At 75.0% G+C, this 20,924-nt stretch carries 15 protein-coding genes; 6 read left to right on the top strand and 9 right to left on the bottom strand.

Annotated elements, in window-relative coordinates; all coding sequences use genetic code 11:
- Positions 1 to 53 precede the first annotated feature (53 nt).
- From EV371_RS23945 to eccCa, 8 genes are all read right to left on the bottom strand, one after another.
- Complete coding sequence (locus EV371_RS23945) at positions 54 to 2,297, bottom strand: transglutaminase TgpA family protein (protein WP_130464042.1); 2,244 nt, start codon at positions 2,295 to 2,297, stop codon at positions 54 to 56.
- Complete coding sequence (locus EV371_RS23940) at positions 2,294 to 3,421, bottom strand: DUF58 domain-containing protein (RefSeq protein WP_130464041.1); 1,128 nt, start codon at positions 3,419 to 3,421, stop codon at positions 2,294 to 2,296. The genes EV371_RS23945 and EV371_RS23940 overlap by 4 nt, the downstream gene beginning before the upstream one ends.
- Positions 3,421 to 4,404 (bottom strand): AAA family ATPase, encoded by a 984-nt coding sequence (locus tag EV371_RS23935; protein WP_130464040.1) that lies wholly within the window; start codon positions 4,402 to 4,404, stop codon positions 3,421 to 3,423. The genes EV371_RS23940 and EV371_RS23935 overlap by 1 nt, the downstream gene beginning before the upstream one ends.
- Positions 4,405 to 4,420: 16 nt before the next feature.
- Positions 4,421 to 7,012 (bottom strand): fibronectin type III domain-containing protein, encoded by a 2,592-nt coding sequence (locus EV371_RS23930; protein WP_130464039.1) that lies wholly within the window; start codon positions 7,010 to 7,012, stop codon positions 4,421 to 4,423.
- A 159-nt stretch (positions 7,013 to 7,171) separates the two neighbouring features.
- On the bottom strand, positions 7,172 to 7,984 hold the full coding sequence (locus EV371_RS23925; RefSeq protein WP_130464038.1) for a hypothetical protein: 813 nt from the start codon (positions 7,982 to 7,984) through the stop codon (positions 7,172 to 7,174).
- Positions 7,981 to 10,047 carry a hypothetical protein gene (locus EV371_RS23920; RefSeq protein ID WP_130464037.1) on the bottom strand — a complete coding sequence of 689 codons (2,067 nt, stop codon included), beginning with the start codon at positions 10,045 to 10,047 and terminating at the stop codon, positions 7,981 to 7,983. Before EV371_RS23920 ends, EV371_RS23925 begins: the two co-directional genes overlap by 4 nt.
- 51 nt (positions 10,048 to 10,098) lie before the next feature.
- Positions 10,099 to 10,791, bottom strand: a complete 693-nt coding sequence (locus EV371_RS23915) for a hypothetical protein (protein WP_130464036.1) — start codon at positions 10,789 to 10,791, stop codon at positions 10,099 to 10,101.
- Between the two features lie 109 nt (positions 10,792 to 10,900).
- Complete coding sequence (gene eccCa / locus EV371_RS23910) at positions 10,901 to 14,863, bottom strand: type VII secretion protein EccCa (protein ID WP_130464035.1); 3,963 nt, start codon at positions 14,861 to 14,863, stop codon at positions 10,901 to 10,903.
- 78 nt (positions 14,864 to 14,941) lie between these two features.
- Here eccCa and eccD point away from each other — a divergent pair, with 78 nt between their 5' ends.
- From eccD to EV371_RS23890, 4 genes are all read left to right on the top strand, one after another.
- A complete protein-coding gene (eccD, locus tag EV371_RS23905) occupies positions 14,942 to 16,327 on the top strand; it encodes a type VII secretion integral membrane protein EccD (RefSeq protein ID WP_130464034.1) in 1,386 nt (461 codons plus the stop codon).
- 5 nt (positions 16,328 to 16,332) lie between these two features.
- Complete coding sequence (eccB, locus tag EV371_RS23900) at positions 16,333 to 17,766, top strand: type VII secretion protein EccB (protein WP_130464033.1); 1,434 nt, start codon at positions 16,333 to 16,335, stop codon at positions 17,764 to 17,766.
- A gap of 189 nt (positions 17,767 to 17,955) precedes the next feature.
- Positions 17,956 to 18,264 carry a WXG100 family type VII secretion target gene (locus EV371_RS23895; RefSeq protein WP_165436823.1) on the top strand — a complete coding sequence of 103 codons (309 nt, stop codon included), beginning with the start codon at positions 17,956 to 17,958 and terminating at the stop codon, positions 18,262 to 18,264.
- Positions 18,265 to 18,286: 22 nt separating this feature from the next.
- A complete protein-coding gene (locus EV371_RS23890; protein WP_130464031.1) occupies positions 18,287 to 18,574 on the top strand; it encodes a WXG100 family type VII secretion target in 288 nt (95 codons plus the stop codon).
- A gap of 63 nt (positions 18,575 to 18,637) precedes the next feature.
- On the opposite strand, the gene EV371_RS23885 is transcribed toward EV371_RS23890, so the two are convergent.
- Entirely contained in the window at positions 18,638 to 20,008 is a 1,371-nt protein-coding gene (locus EV371_RS23885; protein WP_130464030.1) for a S8 family serine peptidase, read from the bottom strand.
- 176 nt (positions 20,009 to 20,184) lie between these two features.
- Between EV371_RS23885 and EV371_RS23880 the strand changes: the two genes are divergently transcribed.
- Together EV371_RS23880 and EV371_RS23875 are read left to right on the top strand one after the other, a co-directional pair.
- Positions 20,185 to 20,586 (top strand): YbaB/EbfC family nucleoid-associated protein, encoded by a 402-nt coding sequence (locus tag EV371_RS23880; protein WP_130464029.1) that lies wholly within the window; start codon positions 20,185 to 20,187, stop codon positions 20,584 to 20,586.
- The gene (locus EV371_RS23875) at positions 20,583 to 20,924 is read left to right on the top strand and encodes a hypothetical protein (RefSeq protein ID WP_130464028.1); all 342 of its coding nucleotides are present in this window, start codon (positions 20,583 to 20,585) and stop codon (positions 20,922 to 20,924) included. Before EV371_RS23880 ends, EV371_RS23875 begins: the two co-directional genes overlap by 4 nt.

Genomic DNA, 20,924 nt, shown 5'->3' with positions numbered 1-20,924 from the left:
AGGACGGACCGCCTCGCGGGTGGCCGATGGCCCCCGATCAGCCCGGTCGGCCGTCAGCGCCACCACAGTGGACGCGGGTCGAGCCACCAGGTCAGCCGGCGGGCCCGACGGGTGCGCCGACGCAGAGCCCGGCGGTAGGCCCGCACGCCCGCTACCAGCCGCTCGGTGTCGGCGGCTGCGGGCGTACGTTCGCCGAAGGCCAGGGCGTTGACCGCACCGGCCAGCGCGTCGACCTCGCCCCGCACACCGTCCCCGGTGGCGGCGACGGCGAGCCGGGCGACGTCGTCCACCGCGGCTGACCGGCCCAGCCGGTGTCCGGCCAGCCGGAGCCCGTGGCGCACCTCGGCCCAGGCGGCCAGCAGCCGGCTGGTGGGATCTCCCCGGCCGAGCCGGGCCCTGCTGCGCCAGAGCCGTGCCCCGGGCACGCCGGCCAGTACGGCGAGCGCGGCGGCCAGCGGTAGGAGCCAGCCCCACCCGCCGCGCTCCGCCGGGGTGGGACCGACCGGTGCCGCCGCGTCGACCGGCTCGTCGACCGGGGCCCCGGACTCGTCGACGTCGGGCTGGGCCGACGGGGTCGGCAGCGGGGCTACCGGCGCAGGCACCCGTCCGTCCACGGAGGACGCCTCCGGGGTGGGGTCGAACGCCACCCAGCCGATGCCCTCGAAGTGCACCTCGGGCCAGGCGAGCGCGTCGCCGGCCCGTACCTGGTACCGGCCGTCGTCGTCCGGCTGGCCGAGGTCGAAGCCGACCACCACCCGGGAGGGCATCCCCAGGCTCCTGGCCAGCACGGCGAACGCGGTCGCGAACTGTTCGGACGTGCCGCGCCGGCCACCGGAGGCGGCGGGCTGCAGCAGGAACCGGTCGAGGCTCGGGTAGCCGTTGCCGCCCGGTGCCCGGGCGTCGAAGACGTAGTTCCGCCTCAGGTGTTCGGCGAGCCGGCTGGCCTGCTCGTACGGGCCGCCGGTGCCGGCCGCCGACCGGGCGATCTCGTACAGCCGGCCGGGCCCGCCCGGCGGCACAGTGCGGCCGAGGTCGAACTGTGCGCCGGTGGCAAGTGTGGCGCCGGCCAGCCGCTCCGGCGTCCGCTCCGGCGGCCGGGCATCCACCGTGTATCGAAGGCCCTCGTGCAGTCCCTCCGGTGCGACAAGCGTCGCCGATCCGGCGTCGATCGCCACCCGTACGCCGGAGACCTCGCGGGCGCCGTCGGGGGCGGGCAGCCAGCCGCCGTCGAGTCCGACGACGGTCACCTCCTGCCGAGCCGGGCGTCCGGTTCCGTCCGAGCTGGACGGCAGCACCGCCCCCGCCGCGCGGTAGGTCTGCGCCGGCAGCCAGGTGACTCCGGTGAACTCGGTCAGCGTCACCAGCCGCAGCCGGGACGGACGGGTCGTCCGTACCTCCAGCAGCCGCTGGTCCGGCTCGGCGGCCCAGCCGGCCAGCAGGCTGAGCGGGTTGATCTGCTCCGGATTCTGGTACGGCGGGTCGACGTGGGCGCGCAGGTCCGGCGGCTGTCGGTCGGCGGTGGCCAGCAGCACCGCGCCGGTCGCGCCGGTGGCACCGGTCGCCAGCACCGTGAAGACGGCGATGGCGGCGACCGGGGCCCGGGGCCGACCCGGGCGCGCCGGGACCGGGTCGGGATGCGCCGGGACCGGGTCGGGATGCGCCGGGACCGGGTCGGGATGCGCCGGCCCGAACCGCCCGCCCCGGGTCAGCGCCAGGAGCACCACCAGCGCGGCGACGAGCAGGACCGGGTACCCGTACCCCGGCTGGTCGGCCGGGCCGACGAGGGCGATGGCCCCGGCGAGCAGCGTCACCGGCGGCAGTGCCGCGAGCGCCGGTCGGCGGGTGGTGAGCAGGGCGGCGCCGGTCGCGGCGGCGAGCCAGGTTCCGCAGAGCGGCAGGACCACCGTTTCCAGGGTCACCGGCAGCGGAACCGAGGTGGTCAGGATGCGTGCCCCGGAGTACCGGACCGCCGCCAGGACGGCGTCGGGCAGCGCCTCCGCCGCCGGCAGCGGCAGCCAGGTGCCGAGCCCGACGACCGCGACGCAGAGGATGACCAGCGCGGCGAGGATGGCGGTCGACGCGGCCAGCCGGGCGGCCCGCAGTCCGGCCGTGACGGCGGCGCCGCCGACCGCCGCCGCGCAGAGCAGCGCCGGAACCGGACCCGGGCCGTAGGTCGCGGCCAGCGGTAGCACCGCGGCACAGCAGGCGACCGTCAGTGTGAGGACGGCCGCCACCCGCTGCGTCGTCGTGCCGGGCGGCCGGTCGACGCCGGCCCGATGCCCACCGTCCCGGCTCACCGCAGCGCCCCGTTCCACCGATCGGCGAACTCGGCGGCGGTGGCGGCGGCCATCGCGGCGACGCCGGCCGGCACCGACGGGGCCTGGGCCCGCTTGCCGAGCAGGGCGACGACGACCGCGGAGTACCCGCTCCGGCTGGCCAGGACCGGCCCCAGGTCGCCGTCCGGACCGGACAGGAAGAGCAGCGTGTCGCCGGCCTGGTGACGGCGCAGCCCCGGCAGGGTGGCGGCCAGGTCGACCCCGGCGGTCGGCTGTACCTGGGCCAGCAGGTCCAGGCCGGCGTCTACGGTGCTGGCCACGGTCGGGCGGGAGGCCGGGCAGAGCGCGACCGGTACGCTGTCCCGGCCGGCTGCCGCGAGCACCGACGCGGCCGCCTCCACCACGTCTTCCAGGGCGTCGACGTCGATGCCGTACGACTCGGCGCGGTCGTCGACCAGCACGGCCAGCCGGGGCAGGGCGGTGTCGACGTGCTCGCGGACCATCAGGGTGCCGAAGCGGGCGGAGGTACGCCAGTGCACTCGCCGGAGATCGTCCCCGAGCCGGTACTCGCGGAGCGCGTGGAACGCGATGCTGCCGTGCGCCGCCGTGTCGAGCAGGCCGTCCAGGCTCGGCGCGGTGCCGAGTGGCAGCGCCCGCAGGTGTCGCCACCGGGGCCGGACCAGCACCCGGGCCGCCGGGGCGACCTGACGTTGCGCCCGGCAGAGTCCCAGCGGGTCGGCCCGGCCGACCCGCAGTGGCCCGACGGTCAGCACCCCCCGGCGATCGGTCGGCAGCGGATAGCCGACCCGGGCGGGGATCCCACCCCGGACCCGGACCGGGTTCGTGATGTCGTACTCCCCGAACGGCCCGTGCACCGGCTCGATGAGGTCGAGCAGCCGGGTCCGGCCGGAGACGGAGTGGACGTGCACCTCGGCCTGGCACTGCTCGCCCTGGAGCACCCGGTACGGCGTGACGATGCGCTCGGCCGTCACCCGTGGCGGCGCGCCCACCCAACCGGCGGCGAGCGCCACGCAGAGCACCGCGGCCCCGCCGAGCGTCGCGAGTTCCCGGTAGCCGACCAGGAGGCCGACCGCCAGCAGTACCGGGCCGGCGGCGAGCACCGTCCATCCACGACCGGTGGGCATCAGCGTACGGCGGCCTCGGGCGTGGGCACGGCCACCTCGCCCACGATCTCGGCGAGCACGTCGGCGGCGCCGCGACCGCGCAGGGCGCTGTCCGGGGCGAGGATCAGCCGGTGCGCGCAGACGCACTCGGCCAGCGCCTTGACGTCCTCGGGCAGCGCGTACTCCCGGTGCGCGGCGAGCGCGTACGCCCGGGTGGCCCGGGCCAGCGCGACGCAGCCGCGCGGCGAGAGTCCGAGCTGGATGTCGGGGTGCCGGCGGGTGGCAGCGGCGATCCGGCGGATGTAGTCGTAGATGTCGTCGTGCATCCTGACCCGCTCGGCGACGGTGGCCAGCCGGGCCACCTCGGCGACGGTGGTCACCGGGGTGAGCCGGTCCGGCGACCTGACCGCCGAGCCGCGCATCACCTCCAGCTCCGCCTCGGCCTCCGGGTAGCCGACCGAGAGCTTCATCAGGAACCGGTCGAGTTGCGCCTCCGGCAGCCGGTACGTCCCGTCCATCTCCACCGGGTTCTGGGTGGCGACCACCAGGAACGGCCGGGGCACGGCGTGCCGGACGCCGTCCACGGTGACGTGCTGCTCCTCCATCACCTCCAGCAGCGCCGACTGGGTCTTCGGCGAGGCCCGGTTGATCTCGTCGGCGAGGACCACGTTGGCGAAGACCGGTCCCGGGTGGAACTCGAACGACTGCTTCGCCTGGTTGAAGATGGTCACCCCGGTGACGTCGGCCGGCAGCAGGTCCGGGGTGAACTGGACCCGCCGCCAGCGCCCCTCGATGGTCGCCGCGACCGCCCTGGCCAGGGTGGTCTTGCCGACCCCGGGCACGTCCTCGATCAGCACGTGGCCCTGGGCGAAGAGCGCGGTCAGCGCCCGGCGTACCACCTCGGTCTTGCCGAGGAGCACGGTCGAGACGGCGCCGGTCAGCCGGTTGAACGTGCTGACGTAGTCGGCGACCTCCTCCGGGGTGGGTGGGGTCAGCGGTGGCACGGGTGGGTCTCCAGACTCAGTTGCGGCACCTGGTGATGGCGTCGATGGTGCCGTTGTGCAGGTTCACGAAGGCATACGGAACATAGTGGCCCCCGGCCTTGAAGATCCACTGGGCGCTCCGCTGGCCACCGTACGGCGTGCCGTCGACCATGTCGGAGGTGACCCGGCAGATCACGAAGATCGGGTAGTCGTCCGCGTTGTGCCCGACGGCCGAGCCCGGCCGCCAGCCGGGGGAGGCGAAGATCGGCACCCCGCCGTTGGCGGTGCAGAAGTCCGGGTCGGCGTTGTCCGGGCTGTCGTGGCAGTGGATGTTGGCGCTGGTCCCGCGCGGGTACGTCTCGACCCGCCGGCTGGCGGTGTCGCTGCGGCCGCCGCTGGTCGCGGTGACCTCCACCGTGTACGTCGTCTCCGGGGTCAGCCCGGTCACCTCGACCCGGTCGCAGCCGCGCGCCGACGACCCGCCGACGGTGGTCTCGCAGGTGACGGTCCCGCCGCCCGGGTTGGTCACGTCGATCAGCACGATGACGTCGTCGTCACCCTCCAGCACGTCCCTGATCCGGACGGTCAGCTGCGGCAGCGGAGTGACTCGGGCGGTGGCCGCCGGCCCCTCGCCGGCCGCGTTGACCGCGTGCACCGTCACCTCGGTCAGCGCCGCCGTACGGCGCACCGACAGGCTCCGGGTGCCGCCCGCGACCTCGCCGAGCTGCGCACCGTTGCCGTCGCGGACGACGTACCGCTGCACCGGGCTGCCGTTCGGCGCCGCCGCCTCCCAGGTGACCCGGTAGTCGTCGGTGTCGACCTGCCGGGCGGCGAGGTTCCTGGGCGCGCCGGGGCGGGTGAACGGGACGACCTCGTTGCTCGGCCGGCTCGGCGGGCTGGCGCCACCGTCCGCGCTCCGGGCCACCACCGTGAAGGTGTACGTCGCTCCCGGCGTCAGCCCTTCGAACTCGGCGGAGAGCCCGGTGACGGTCTGCGGCGGGTCGCTGCCGGCCCTGCCGTCGCGCAGCGGCCGGACCACGTAATCCCGGCCACCCTCGACCGCGGTCCAGGAGACCGTGACCCGGCCGGCGACGACGGTCGCGGTTGGCGCCCCGGGGGTCGGGGGCGCCGCGCCGACCGGGGTCACCGGCCCGGACAGTGCCGGCGGGCTGGTGCCGTACCGGTTTTCCGCCACCACCCGGAACCGGAACGTGGTGCCGTTCCGCAGCCCGGTGACCACGGTGGAGAGCTGGCCGCCGTCTACCGTGGTGCGTCCGCCGTTCCAGGTGATGACGTGCCGGTCGACGCCGGCACCGCCGGTGGTCGCCGCCCGGCCCCAGGTGAGCCGCACCTGCCCGTCGCCGGCGAGCGCGGTCACCGGCACCGGCACGCCCGGCGGGCCGGGCCGGCTGGCCGGCGGCCGGTTGTCCGGTGTCGGCCGGGGCCTGGTCTGGGTGGGCGCCGGCGGTGCGGGGGTGCTCGGTGGTCCCGCGCTGGCGGTCGGATCCGGCACCGCCGCACCCGGACCGAACTTGTCGACCACGCTGGTCCGACCCTGGCTGTCCACGACCGTGGCCGTCGGCGCGTCGACCCCGTTGATGAAGAGGTACTGCTCGCGTACCAGCAGCTCCAGCGGACCGGACGAGCGCGGCACGGTGACCGGCGGCTTCACCTCGTCGCCGTCGACCGTGTAGATCCGGACCAGCCCGGCCCGGTCGTCGGGCACGTAGACGCGCCCGGCGAACGGCACCGCGGTCCGGACGTCCGCCGGCAGCCGTAGGGTGCCGGTCGGTCCGCCCGCGGTGACGTCCCTGATGACCACTGCCGTCCGCTCCGCCGGCACGGTCACCACCGCCAGCCGGCCGACCGTGCGCTCCGGTACGACGGCACCGGTCAGCTTCGTCGGCGCCTTCAGCTCCCGCGCCTGGTCACCGGTGACCGCCACCATCGTGTCGCCGCTCCGGTCGATCGCGAGTACACCGGAGTCCAGCACGCTGAGCGCGAGGTCGTGGCCGGGCGTGGCGACCGGCACGGTACGGCTGACCGCCAGACCCGCCCCGTTCGGGGTCACCGCCACCACGGTGCCCTGACCGGGTAGGCCGAGCCACAGCGCGCCCGACGCGTCGTAGGCGCCTCCGACCAGCGGGGCGGGCAGCTGAAGCGGCTCGCCGCGCGCCTGTAGGGTCGCCGGGTCGAGCGGCCGGACGAGGCCCCTGGTCCGGTCGACCACCATGGCGCTCTCCCCGGACAGCAGTACGGCGACGTCGTTGGCCGGATCGAGGGAGAGCGAGCCGGAGAAGCCCATCCGGGCCAGGTCGACCGAGGTGACCCGGCCGGTCTCCAGGTCGTGCAGGAGCAGGAAGTTGTCGTCCTGCTCGACGCGGATGCGGTGCCCGCGCGAGTCGACCAGTGGCTGGCGCAGGTCGACGTTGCCCGAGTTGCCGTTGACCCGGGCGACCTCGCCCACCGGGCGGCTCCACAGCCAGGCGCTGCCGTCGAAGACGGACGGGGCCTGGCCCATCGCGCCGAGCCCGAAGGCGGTGCCGACCAGCGCGACGGCGACCGTGACGACCAGGGTGCTCGCCGAGAAGCTGCGGAGCCGCCGGGGAAGCGCCTGCGACAACGTCACGATGGGTCCTGCTTCCTGTTCATCACTCGCTCCTGAACGCGGTTCACTGATCCCTGTCCGGGCGGAGAGCTGGGGGCGGGCCGGGCACGCCGGCCGGGGTCGGCGGAGGCCGGCGCGGACCGGTCGGCGGGAGGGTGCGGCGAGGTGGTCGGCAACCGGTCACACCTCCTCGGCCAGGCATGCGGCGAGTTCCAGGAACGCCGCCCGGGTCGGGCGGCGGAGCCGGTCGATGTCGACGGCGGCACCCTCGGCCATGGCGTCGTCCCAGGGCACCCGGACGACACGTTCGTTCGGTCGCCACCGGCCGAGCCGGTCCCGCCGGCCGAGCCGGCCCACGCCGGTGACCGCGACCACGACCGACTCGGCGAGCTTCTGGTCGATCTTGTGCAGCCGGTCCAGGGTGCTCTCCGCCGCCGCCACCGCGTCCGCCGCGGTCGTCGTCACGACCACGGCGCGATCGGCGCGGGCCAGCGCGCCGTGCCCGATGTCGCCGCCGTCGACCCCGACGTCGAGGATCGTGTACGTGAAGTCGAGGCGCAGGTCGGTGACGAGCCTGGCCAGGGTGGGCCGGCCGAGCGGGGTGTCCCACGGGGCCCCGTCGACGACCGCGACGCTCGCCACGGTGGCCGGCTCGACCGCCCCGGCGGCATAGCTGGCCGCATCCGGTGCGATCGGCCCGCCGAGCCGCCGGGCCAGCGACGGCGTGCCGTTGCGGGTGTCGGCGAGCGCCACCTCGGCCGGCAGCAGGGTGCCGAGGGTCAGCGCGGTGCCGGCGGCGGTGCAGGTGGTGCCGACGCCGCCCTTGCCGGCGACGAACGCCACCACCCGTGGCGAGCGCTCACCCTGCCGCACCATCGCGGAGAGCTCCCGCTCCGTCAGGACCCGGGCGGTGCCTCTCGCCTGCCAGGCGACGGGCCGGCGGGGCGGCACCGCCTCGCTACGCGGCCCGTCGTCGTGTCGGGTGTCGGTCATCGGGACGGGTCCGCGCCCACTCCGGCGATCGCCGGTCCGGCCACCCGTACCGGGCGGTCGGCGGGAGCGGCGTCGACCATTCCGGTCGGGGCCGGCGGGGTCTCCCACAGCCCGTCTTCGGGGGCGAGTTCGGCACCCGGGGTGGAGGGCGGCGTCTCGGCTCGCGGCTGTGCCGCTCCGGCCTGGCCGTTCCGGGCGGGCCCGTGACCGGCCGGTCGCGGTGCCGGGCCCCGGGTGCCGGCCAGGGCCGGCGGCGGTGCGCCGGGTGCGGCCGGCCGGGCCTGGCCGGTGAGGTCGACCCGGGTGAGCCGGGCGATGTTCCACGGTCCGTCGTGGACCAGGCGCCGGATGCCACCGATGACCCGCTGGGGCGCGCCGCGGGTGGGGATCTGGTCGCGGCGGCCGAGGACCGGCGGGGTGCCACCGGCCGGTGGCAGCGCTCCACCGGCCGAGGCTCGGGCGCCCGCGAGGTTCGGTCTGCCCGGCCGGGTGTTGGTGGTGCCCAGCTCCTCTGAAAGGACGGCGGGCCGTGGTTGGCCGCCGGGGCGATCCGCCCGCCGCTGCCCGGGGCCAAGTGGTGGCGCCGCGCCGGGTGGGACCGCGCCGGCCGGGGTGGCGCCGGGGCGTGCCAGTCCGGGGCGTGCGGCGCCGGGACGGCCGTCGGCCGGACCCGGCCGCCCGAGAGGGCCGCCCGGTGCCGGTGGTGTCAGGCCGGGGCGGGCCCCACCGAGGCCGGGGCTGACCGGCGGGCGGGCGCCGGCCTGCGGCGGAAACAACCCGGGTGCCGGGACGCCGGGCCGGCCCAACACCGGTGGCGTACCCGGCCGGGCACCCGGTGGCGTGGGCACGGCCGGTACGCCGGGGCGGCCGAGCACCGGCGGGGGCGCCGTCGGGGGCCGGGGCACTGCCGGGCCAGCCCCGGGTGGTACGGAGGTGCCGGTGAGCGGCGGCACGCCGGCACCGGGCCGGATGACACCGGGTGGGGCGGGAAGTCCCGGACCTGGCGGGGGAGCCGGCGTACCGGGCACCCTCGGCACGGTCATGCCGGGCACCCGGGTCGCCGCGGTTCCCGGCGGGGGTGTGCCGGGAACCGGCGGTACCGCGCCGGCACGCGGTGGCGGCACCGCCGCGGGCGGCGGGGTAACGGCGCCGGGCGGCGCCGGTCGCCCGGCCGGCGGCGGTACGGTCCGTGGCGGAGCAGGAGCGGTGCCCGGTGGCGGTACGGCGCCGGGCGGAGCGGGAACTGCTCTGGGTGGGGGCGGGGCGGCGCCCGGTGGCGGTACCGCCCCGGGTGGCGGTGACCCGGCTCCCGGCGGGGCCGGCACGGTGCCCGGTGGCGGGGGAACCCCGGGCCGGGGCGGTGCGGTGGCGCCGGGCGGCGGCACCGCACCCGGCGGGGGCGCCGGGGCGAAGAACGGCACCGCCGCCAGGTTGGGGACGTTCTTCGGGCCGGCGAACTCCGGCAACGGCGGCACCTTGGTCGTGCCGGCCGTCGACACCATCGGGTTCATGATCTCCCGGGCGCGGCGGCTGTACTCCTCCATCGCCTCGGCCAGCTTCTCCGCCGGGCTCTTCCGGTTGGTGAAGAGGCCGATGATCGCGTCGCCGACCTGCTTCGAACCCGGCAGTTCGAGCTTGCCCGCCAGGCTCTTCTGGAACTCCTTCTCCTTGGCGGCCTTCTCCGCCGCCTCGGCGTTGATCTCGGCGATCCGCGCCTGGTACTCGGTCCAGAGCTGCTGCATCCGGCGCTGCGCATCGCCGATCATGCCGCCGAGCAACTGGATGTCGCCGGCGATCAGGTGCGCGTGGTTCGCCGCCTCGTACATGGACAGTGAGGAGACCGCGGAGTGCTTCGCGAAGGTCTCCGCCGCGCCGCCCGTCCAGGTCTTCGTCAGGCTGCTCTTCTGCTCGGAGAGCCGCTGCCCCGCGTCCAGGAACTGGTCGCCCAGCACCCGCCACATGTGCGCCATCTCCAGCACCGCTTCGTCGTTGAGCACCTTGGAGACGGCGTACAGCATCTCGATGCTGGCACCGGCGACGTCGGGATCCATTCCCTCCGGCATCGATGGCCTCCGTGTCTGGTCGGTGCGGTGGCGCGGAACGGCGCGGGCAGGTCAGGAGACCGTCGGAAGCCTCATCTCGCGCGCGGAGTCGTGCCGGGTCGACTCGTCGTACTTGTCGATCCCGGGCAGGTCCGGCCCGAGCTCGTTCTCGTGCGGCGAGACGTACGTCTGCGACGGTCCGCCGTCCCGCCCCGGCACCTCGACGACGGTGGCGCCGGTGTACGAGTCGACCCAGTACCCTCCGCTGTTCAGCCGGTCGACCCCGGCCTGGTTGGCCGCGTCACCCTTCGCGAGCTGCTCCTCGATGTCCCTGGTCAGGTCGTCGACGAGCGGCTGGTTCGCACCCTTCCCGCCCTGGGCCACGCCGGTCTCGTCCTTCTTCGGCTCGGCGAAGAGCAGGTCGACGACCTTCGAGTCGATCTTGTTGAGCGCGTTGGCGCCCAGCCCGTCGCCGCTCTGGTAGCTGGTCGAGATCATCTGCGCGCCCTGGGCGAGCGCGGCAACGCCGAGCGCCGTCTCCTGGAGCCGGGCCGTGGCCTCGGCCAGGCCCTCCCCGTGCCGCCGCCAGAAATCGGTCAGGGTGGGCAGCCCGGCCTGGGCCAGCCCGGCCGCGCTGGAGAACTGCTGCAACGCGGCGAGCGAGACGAAGCCGGCGTCGCGGAAGTCGTCGCTCGCCCGCTGGACCTTTTTCTGGAAGGTTTCCAGGTCGTCGGTCTCGACGTCGAAGCCTTCGTCAACAGCCATTGGGGACTCCACATCGTCCGCATCGGACCGTGCTCACTCTGGCGGGGTGTCCGGGTTGCACCGTCAGGCAGGATGATCTTACGTGCTACCTCGGGCAGCCGACAGAGGGCTACGGGTCGACGGCATGTGACGGTGCCGCCCAGGCGAGCTGGACCAGGCGGCTGCCATGCTGCCGGTCCACCAGCCAGCCGCGTCCGGGCGGCTGCGCCGACGGGCGTACCTTGCCCAGCAGCGGCCCCTCCTCCCGGTCGCCGGAGAGGATGATCCCGGGCGAGCCGAGTTCCCGCACCCGCAGCATGACCGGCTCGAACGAGGTCCGGGCCGCGCCGCCGGTGCGCCGGGCGAGCACCAGGTGCAGACCGACGTCGCTGGCCTGACCGAGGAAGTCCATCAGCGGGGTGAGCGGGTTGTTCTGCGGGCTCGCCGCGACCAGGTCGTAGTCGTCGACCAGGATGTAGAGGTGTGGGCCCTGCCACCAGCCCTGGCCGCGAAGCTGCTCGGGGGTCACGTCGGGGCCGGGAATCCGCTCCCGCAGTACGTCCACGACCTCGTCGATCATCCGGCGGGCCAGCTCGGCCGAGGTGGCGTACCCGATCAGGTGCCGCCCGCCGATCGCGCCGAGCAGCGCGCGCCGGTAGTCGACGATGACCACCCGGGCCCGGTCGATCGGATAGCGCGCCACGATGGACTGGGCCAGCAGCCGGAGGAACCCGGTCTTGCCCGACCCGGACTCGCCGTACGCGAGGAAGTGCGGGTACGCGGCGAAGTCCACCGTCACCGGGCGCAGATCGGTCTCGGCGATGCCGATCGGCAGGCCGGGCACGTCCGCCGGCTCGGGCAGCTCGGCGACCGGCAGCAGGGTGGGGAGCAGCCGCACCCGGGGGGCGGGCGGGCCAGGCCAGGCCTCGCTCACCTGGCGGACCAGCGCCGCCATGCCGTCGCTCGTGGTCTCCGGGTCACCCCGGCCGTCGACCCGGGGCAGAGTGGCCAGGAAGTGCATCTTCTCCGCGGTGATCCCCCGGCCGGGCATCTTCTCCGGCACGTTCATCGCGGTACGCCGGTCCAGCATCGAGTCGCCGGGCTCGCCGAGCCGCAGTTCGAGCCGGGTGCCGAAGACGTCCCGGACGGTGGGGCGCACGTCCATCCACCGGGTCGCCGCCGCGATCAGGTGGATGCCGTACGACAGGCCGCGGTTGCCGATGGTGACCACCGCGCTCTCCAGGTCCTCGAAGTCGGCCCGCACCGTTCCCCAGCCGTCGATGACCAGGAACACGTCGCCGAAGTCGTCGTTGATCCGGCCCTCGGCCCGCATCCGCCGGTACGTCGCCATCGAGTCGACCCGGTGCTCGGCGAAGACCCGCTCGCGTTCGGCCAGCAGTTGACCGACCTCGGCGACGGTACGACGCACCTCGCCGCCGTCCAGCCGGGTCGCCACGCCGCCGACGTGCGGCAGGTCGCGCAGCCCGAGCAGCCCGCCGCCACCGAAGTCGAGGGCGTAGAACTGCGCCTCGCGCGGGGTGTTGCCGAGGGCCATGCTGGTCAGCAGGGTGCGCAGCAGCGTGCTCTTCCCGCTCTGCGGCGCACCGACCACGAGCAGGTGCCCCACCCCGCCGGAGAGGTCCAGCCACAGCGGGTCGCGGCGCTGCTGCAACGGCCGGTCGACGACGCCGGCCAGCGCCCGCAGTCCGCCGTGCAGCCGTGGGTCACCGACGGTCAGCCCGCGCTCGGGGTCGATCCGCAGCGACGGGAGCAGCGTGTCCAGCGTGGACGGATCCTTCAGCGGCGGCAGCCACACCTGGTGCGCGGGTACGCCCCGGCCGCGCATCCGCTCGACGAGGATGTCCAGCAGGCTCTCGCCCCGGGCGTCGTCCTCGGCCGGCGACTGCGGCGTCGCCGGGGTCGCGGCCGGGGCGACGTACTGGGTGGTGTAGACGAGCACCTGGTCCGCGCCGACCGCCTTGACGGCGGCGCCGGTGGTACGCCGGTGCACCCCGGAGACGTACGCGGCCCGGAACCGGCGCAGCGGCTCGGTGGCGAACCGGAGGTAGCCGTGACCGGGGGAGCGGGGCAGCTCGTACGCGGCCGCGTCGCCGAGCACGATCCGGCTCTCGGCGGCGGAGAACGTCCGCAGCCCGATCCGGTACGACAGGTGGGTGTCCAGCCCGCGCAGCCGCCCCTCCTCCAGCCGCTGCGAGGCGAGCAGCAGGTGCACGCCGAGCGAACGACCCAACCGACCGATCTGGACGAACACGTCGACGAAGTCGGGCTTCGCGGAGAGCAGCTCGGAGAACTCGTCACAGACGATCAGCAGGCTGGGCAGCGGGGCCAGGGCCGCACCGGTGGCCCGGGCCCGCTCGTAGTCCCGCTGCGAGGTGAAGTTGCCGGCACTGCGCAGCAGCTCCTGGCGGCGCAGCAGCTCGCCGTTGAGCGCCTCGGTCATCCGGTCCACCAGCGGCAGCTCGTCGACCAGGTTGGTGATGACCGCGCTGGTGTGCGGCAGCGCCTCAAGCCTGGTGAAGGTCGCACCGCCCTTGAAGTCGACGAGTACGAAGTTGAGCAGCTCCGGGTCGTGCGTCGCCGCCAGCGCCAGCACCAGGGTCCGGAGCAGCTCGGACTTGCCGGAGCCGGTCGCGCCGATGAGCAGGCCGTGCGGGCCCATGCCGTCCTGCGCCGACTCCTTGAGATCCAGCTCCACCGGGGTACCGTCCGGGCTGACCCCGATCGGCACCCGCAGCCGGTCACGGTTGGGCCGAACCACCCAGGACCGGGCCGGGTCGTAGCCGTACGGGTCGCCGAGGTCGAGCAGGTCGGCCAGGCCCAGGTCGGCGGAGATCCGCCGGGCTCCGCGCCCGGTGCTGCGCAGCCGGACCGGCGACAGTTGCCGGGCCAGCGCCTCGGCGACGTCCGGGCGCAGCGCGTCGGCCCGCCCCGCCTCGGCGCTCCCCTCGTAGGTCGTGGTGGTCAGCGCACCGGCCGGGTCCACGTCGAGGACCAGGGTGTGCCGGTCGAGCTTGCGCGGCGGGGCCGTGTCGAGCAGCAGCATCGTGACCCCGGCCAGCCCCTCCTCGACCAGCAGGTGGTCGGAGCCGGAGACCGTGCCGCCGTCGACCACCACCAGCAGGTGCGGGACCGGTCCCGGGGTGCCGGGCGCCCGCTCGGTGAACCGGGTCCGGCCGGCCAGTACGTCGTCGAGCAGCGCCTCCAGGCCGGTGACCGTCGCGGACACCAGGCGCATCGCGCCGAGCGCGTCGGTACGGCGCGGGTGCAGCGCGTGCGGCAGCCACTTCACCCACTCCCAGTGCCCCCGCCGCGCGTCCGCGACGCAGAAGGCCACCCGCAGGTCCTCCGGTGCGTGGAAGGTCACCGCCTGCGCCACCAGGGTCCGGGCCAGGGACCGCCCGCGCTCGGCGTCGCCGCGCAGGTGGACCCGGGCGAAGCCGTCCAGCGCCATCACCACCGGCAGGTCCCGGACGACCGCGTAGGTGAGCAGGAACCTGCGTAGCCCCACCGCGCACATCGGATCCAGATCCTCGATCGGCCGGGTTTCCGGCGGGATCAGCGGGGTGGCCAGCTCGGCCGGTCCGAGCCCGATCCGGGCGGTGGCGAAGTCGGGATCGCCGGGCCGACGTTCCCAGAGCCGTGGGCTGGCCGCGACCGACCACAGGCCGTCCGGGGGCGGGTGCTGGTGCACCTGTGCGGCCCGCTGCCGCACGATGGTCCGGCGTACGGTACGGCGCCGTTGGGCGAGGTGGCGCATGTACTCCCGGCGGGCGGTGAGCATTTCCAGCCGGTTCGAGCCGCCGCCCGACATGCTGATCGAGGCGAGGATCATGCCGAGCGCGGAGACGCCGAACAGGCCACCCGTGACGTACGCCAGCGAGCTGCGGCTGTTTCCCGCGAACATCAGCGCCATCGCCACCGACCCGGCCAGCATCGGCAGCATCATCATCATCTGCGCCCAGCGTCTGCCGCCGGGTGGGACGATCTCCGGCGGTGACTCCAGCAGAACCTCACCGGCCGGGTACTCCGGCGCGGGCGAACGGGGCGGCCGGCGATGGGTCGTGGTGCTCAAAGTCCGCGCCCCCAGTAACAGCCCGACGGTTGCGGCACATGATAGACAGACGCCTGGCGGCGCGGAAGGTGGTGCGTGATGGCTGTGGACACGGACGTCGGGCTGACCCGGGTCGTGGTCGTGGCGCCCCGGCGCCGGCTCGACCTCGCGCTCCCGGAGCACCTGGTGCTGGCCGCGCTGCTGCCGGCGCTGCTGTCGCACGCCGGGGAGGAGGTCGTCGACTCCGCCGGTGAGCGGGGCGGCTGGGTGCTGCGCCGGACCGACGGCACGCTGCTGGACGTGGGCCGCAGCGCGGTCGCGCAGGGCGTACGCGACGGCGAGCTGTTGCACCTCGTGGCGGCGCACACCGATTGGCCGGAGCCGGAGTACGACGACGTGGTGGAGGCCATCGCGGCCGGCGCCCGGCAGGGCGGCGTGCTGTGGGACGGCCGGATCAGCCGCTGGGTGGGGGTCGCCGCCGCCGGGCTGCTGCTCGGCACCGCGCTCGCCGTCTGCATGGCAGCGGGTCCGAAGTGGACGATGCCGGCCTGGATCTGCTTCGGCCTCGCCGCGCTCTGTCTGGCGGCCGGTGCGTTGCTGACCCGCGTTGCCGGCGATGCCAGGGCCGGCTTCGCGCTCTGCGCCTTCGGCCTGCCGCCCGCGTTCGTCGGTGGCCTGTTGCTACTGGGCGGTGCCGAGCCGCTCACCGGGCTCGGCGCCCCGCATCTGCTGACCGGCTGCGTGCTGCTGCTGGTCGCGGCGGTGGCGGGCCTGCTCGCGGCGACCGCGCAGCGCTGGCTGTTCGCGGCGGCGGCGGTGGCCGCGACGGCGGGCGGGGCTGCGGCCGCCGCCGCGCTCGGCCCGCTGGACGGCGTACGCGCCGCCGCCGCGGTGGAGGCCGTGCTGCTGGTGCTCCTGCCGGCCTGCCCGGTGCTGGCCGCCCGGCTGGGCCGGCTGCCGCTGCCGGCGCTGCCGCGTTCCGCGGCGGACCTGGTCCGGGACGAGCCCACGCCGCCGGCCAGCGCCACCTTCGCCGCCGTCGCCCGGGCGGACCTGGTGTTGACCGGGCTGCTGGTCGGGGTCGCCACGGTCGCCGCGACCGGCCTGGTCGTACTCGGCCGGGCGGGCGGCACCGCCGCGCCGATCCTGGTCGGTGTGGTGAGCGTCGCGTACCTGATGCGGGCCCGGCTCTTTCCCACGCTGCGGCACCGGTTGCCGTTGCTGCTGACCGGGCTGACCGGGCTGGCGGCGCTGGCCGTCGGGCACACCGGGTCGCTGGCCGGCGATCCGCTGTGGGCGGTACCCGTGCTGGCCGGTACCGCCGTGGCGGCACTCACCCTGGGGGTGCGGTACCGCACCCGGCGGCCGTCGGTCTACCTGGCCCGGGTCGGTGAGGTGCTGGAGGTCGTCCTGGTGCTCTCGGTGGTGCCGGTGGCCTGCGGTGTCCTCGGCCTGTACTCGGCGATGCGCGGCGTGGCAGGCTGACCGCCGTGCAGACGCGACGCGACCAGTTGCAGTCGTACCAGTTCATGATGCAGCGGGTCGTGTCGGCCTTCGCCCACCAGGACACCGATCCGGTGCAGCCGGCCGGGCGTCGGCTGCTCGGCGCCGGGCTGGCCGGGGTGATGGTGGCCGTCCTCGGGCTGGCCGCGGTCGGCGTCTACGCCCTGCTCCGGCCGGGCGGGAACACGAACTGGCGGGACGGCAACGCCATCATCGTGGAGCGGGAGACCGGCACCCGGTTCGTCTTCCGGGACGGTGTGCTCTACCCGATGGCCAACTTCGCCTCGGCGGTGCTCGCACTGGAGAGCGAGGCGCGGACGGTCCGGGTGGCCGGGCGGTCCATGCTGGGCGTGCCCCGGGGTCCGGCGCTCGGCATCGTGGGCGCGCCCGACGCGGTGCCGCCGAAGGACCGGTTGCTCGGCACGCCGTGGACGGTCTGCGTGCAGCCCGCCCGGGACGACCGCGGCCGGCCGGCGGCGGTGACCACGCTGAAGGTGGGGCGGGGCGCGGCGGCCGGGCGGGAGCTGGGCGACGACGCACTGCTCGCCGAGGAGGTCGCGACCGGCCGGTTCTTCCTCATCTGGCACCAGAGGCGGTACGAGATAGCCGACCCACCGGTGGTGTTCACCGCGCTCGGCCTGGACCAGCAGCCGCGGACGACGGTGAGCGCGGCCCTGCTCGACACGCTGCCCTCCGGGCCGAGACTGGCTCCACGCCGGGTCGAGCGCCGGGGCAGCCCGTCCACCGTGGTCGCCGGTGCCCGGATCGGCCAGGTGTACGTCGTGGAGAGCGCCGGTGCGCAGCGACAGTACCTTCTGGTGGCCGACGGGCGGCGGTTCGCGGTGGTGACCGAGGTCGAGGCGAACCTGCTGCTGGCGGACCCGGCCACCCGGGCGGCGTACCCGGGTGGGACGCCGCGGGCCCGGCCGCTCAGCCCGGCAGACGCCGCCGCGGCGGAGAAGCGGCCGGCGACGGCCCTCGGGGCGGATGCCCCGCCGGCCACGCCACCTCGGATCGTCGCGCCGTCGTCGGCGGACGCCGTCGTCTCGGCGACCTGCGCGGAGTTCCGCGACGCGGTGAATCCACCCCGGATCGTGGTCGACGTACCGGCCGACCAGGTGGGTCCGGTCGGCTCGGCGCCGCGGGGTTCGGCCGGCGGCGTGCCGTTGGCCGACCGGGTCGAGGTGGCGCCGGGCTGGGCAGCCGTCGTGGCGGCGATGCCGTCGGCCGAGGCGCCGAGCGGCACCCGCTATCTCGTCACCGACCTGGGCGTGCGGCACGCCTTGTCCGACCCCCGGGTGCAGGGCTACCTCGGGTACGGTGCGGTCGAGCCGGTGGCGTTGCCGGCCGCGCTGGTCGCCCGGGTGCCGGTGGGACCGCCGCTCGATCCGGTAGCCGCCCGTCGGCCGGTGGTCGGCTGACTCCTCGGCACGCCGACCCGTGCCGGCGCGTGCCGCCGGCAATTTGATGTTGGTGCCTTCCGTGGCAGGGTACCGCTCGCTATCCTTCCAGCAGGATGGGGCCAGTATGATCGTCCACTTTGGGCGCCTACCCACACGGAGGTGAGAATCACCATGCCGGGTCCAGGTTACGATGCCGACGATGATGTGATGCTGCTCGCGACCATCAGGGCGATGGATATCGCCGGCCAGCTGCGCGGCGCGGCCGCGCGGATGAGCGGTCAGCTGGAGGCCGAGCTCAACCAGGCCACCTGGGTGGGTGCCGCCAGCAACGCGTTCACCGGCGTGCACGAGCGGATGCGGCTGGACATGGACCGGATCGACCAGGCGTTGGACCGCCTGGCCGGACTGGTCGGCGAGTCCGCCCGCGGATACCGGACGACCGACGACGAGGGCGAGGGCGTGGTGACCCGGGCCGGCGCCACGGCCGGCACCACCGGCTCCGCGCTGACCTGGTAACGGATCGGAAGAGGGGCCAACGATGCCAAGGATCAACGTGCAGTTCGCCGCCCTCGACGGTGGCGCGCAGACCCTGGAAGCGACGTACGGACAGCTCCAGGAGCTGATCGGTCAGCTTGAGGCGGCCGTGCGGCCGCTGGCCACGGAGTGGAAGGGCGACACGCAGGCGGCGTACAGCAGCTGCCAGGAGATGTGGCGGTCGGCCGCCGACGACCTCGGCATCCTCGTGCAGGCGGTGAAGGACGGCGTCGTCCAGGCCAACGAGCTCTCGCAGCAGCGGGAGGCGGCCAACCGCGCCCTGTTCCCGTAGGAGCGACCTCTTCCCGCGGAGCAGCATCGTTCCCGTGGGAGCAGCATTGCGGGTTGCCGTGGTCTACCTCGGCCGCGGCGGCTCCGGCACGCTGAAGTACCGCTCGGCGAGGTCCTCGTCGCCGAGCTCGACCTCGACGGCGCCGGAGGTGGCGGGTGACCGTCGGCGGAACTGCCGGCGGACGACGACCACGGCGGCACACCCGGCCAGTGCGGTACCGACCGCCGTGGCGATCGCGACCGCCGTGGCGGTGAGCGAACGCCATCGCGCGGCACGGCGTGCCGCCTCGACATCGACGTCCCGCGCCGGCAACCCGGTCTGGCCGGTACCTTCGCCACCGGAGAGCACCTCGGTGACCGCCCGGTACGGGTCGACCATTCCGTGTCCGTAGGCGACACTGCCCGAGCCTCCCGCCACCGGGTTGGCCGTGGCACGCAGCCGGCGCGCGACCTCCACCGCGGTCAGGGCGGGAAAGGCGGCGCGGACCAGGGCGGCGGTGGCACTGACCGCCGCCGTCGCGATGCCGGTGCCGGACCGCACCGCGTGGCCGCGTACCGGGGTCGCGGCGAGTACCTCGGCGCCCGGTGCCACGAGGTCCACGTGTGACCCGATCGGCGAGTCGGACAGCCGCACGCCGGCCGCGTCGACCGCGCCCACCCCGAGCACCCCGGGATAGGCCGCCGGATAGCTGGGCGGATCGGCCGTGACGGTGTCCGAGGCGTGCTGGGCGCGGGTCCCGGTCGCCGCCACCACCAGCGCGTCCCGGCTCTGCGCGTACGCCACCGCCGCCCGCAGTCCGGCCGTGTGCCGGGTAGCGACCAGGGAGACGTTGATGATCTGGGCGCCGCCGTCGGCCGCGAGCCGGATGGCCGCCGACAGCGGCCCGGGCTCGACCACGCCCCCGTTGGCCCGCTCGGCGACCCGTACCGGCAGGATCGTCACACCCGGCGCGATGCCGACGAATCCGATCCCCTCGGCCGGCCGTGCGCCGATGAGGCTGGCCACCGCCGTTCCCTGTCCGGCGCAGTCCACCGCGCCGCCCGGCTCGTCGAGTTCGACATCCCAGCCCTGGGTGACCGCCCCCCGCAGCTGCGGGTGACCACCGTGCACACCGGTGTCCACGACCGCGACCCTGACGCCCTGGCCGGTGGTGGTCGGCCAGACCCGTCCGGGGGCGAGGATGAGCTGCTCGACCGGGGTCTGCGCGACCGTCTGCCCGGGCTCGACCCGTCTGGCGCACTGCGGCGCGGCCATCGCCGGCGCGGGCAACGCGACGGCCCCGGCCACCACCGGCGCGGGCAACGCGACGGCCCCGGCCACCACCGGCGCGGGCAACGCGACGGCCCCGGCCACCACCGGCGCGGGCAACGCGACGGCCCCGGCCACCGCCCAGGCGACCAGCGGGCCGATGAGGAGCCGTCGAGCACGGGTCATCGCGGATCCTTCCGCGGTTGCATCAGGAGGTTCGGCAGGTCGAGCGATTGTACATATTCGACGGCCGAACTAATCTTGGAAAACCTACGCCACCCGGGACCTGCTGGCCCGGATGGATCACGAATCACCGCAGGTCCCAGGGCTGGTCGGGGACGCGGCCGTTCGGGGGAGCCACCATGGAGGATGCCGCGTTGCGGGGCCGGGCCGAGGAGCTGATGGCCGAGGCCGAGCGGCTCCGGGCCGGCGTGGGTGATCTGCGCCGGCGCATCATCGAGGTTCGTGGCGAGGCCCGGTCCGACGACGGGTACGTCACCGCCGTGGTGGGCAACCGTGGGCATCTGGAGCGGCTGGACATCGACCCCCGGATCTACCGACGCCCCGACTCGAAGCGGCTCGCCGAGACGATCACCGACACGATCCGCCGGGCGGCGCAGCAGGCGGACCAGCAGGTCGAGGAGGCGGCATCGGCGTACTTCTCGGCCAACGACGTACGGGCCACGCTCGGCTTCGACATCGAGGGGATCTTCCGCAAGCTCGACGAGGAGTTCGACGTACTGAACCGGGAGGAGTCGCAGTGAAGGGTACGGACCTCGACTCCGATCCGGCCGAGACCGGTGGCCGCGCGATTCACGACGCGGCGACCAGAGCACTCGAGCAGGCACCCGCCGCGATCGAGAGGATTCGCGGCATCCTCGACGCGAAGCCCGCCGGCACCGGCGAGGAGGGCCAACGGTTCGACGAGGCCCATGACGCCGTGAAGACCGCGCTGAACGCCGCCGACCGGCTCGCCGAGTTGTTGCTGGAGACGGGTTCCAACATCCTGGCGGGGGTGGCCGGCACCATCTCCGACGACGAGTTGGCGGCGCGGCTGGTCGAGGACGCTGGCGTGCACGACATCCCCGACTTCAAATTCTGA

The organism is Plantactinospora sp. CNZ321 (assembly GCF_004217235.1).
Note: the sequence above shows the minus strand (reverse complement) of the source record. Positions and strands in the feature narration are given on the sequence as shown.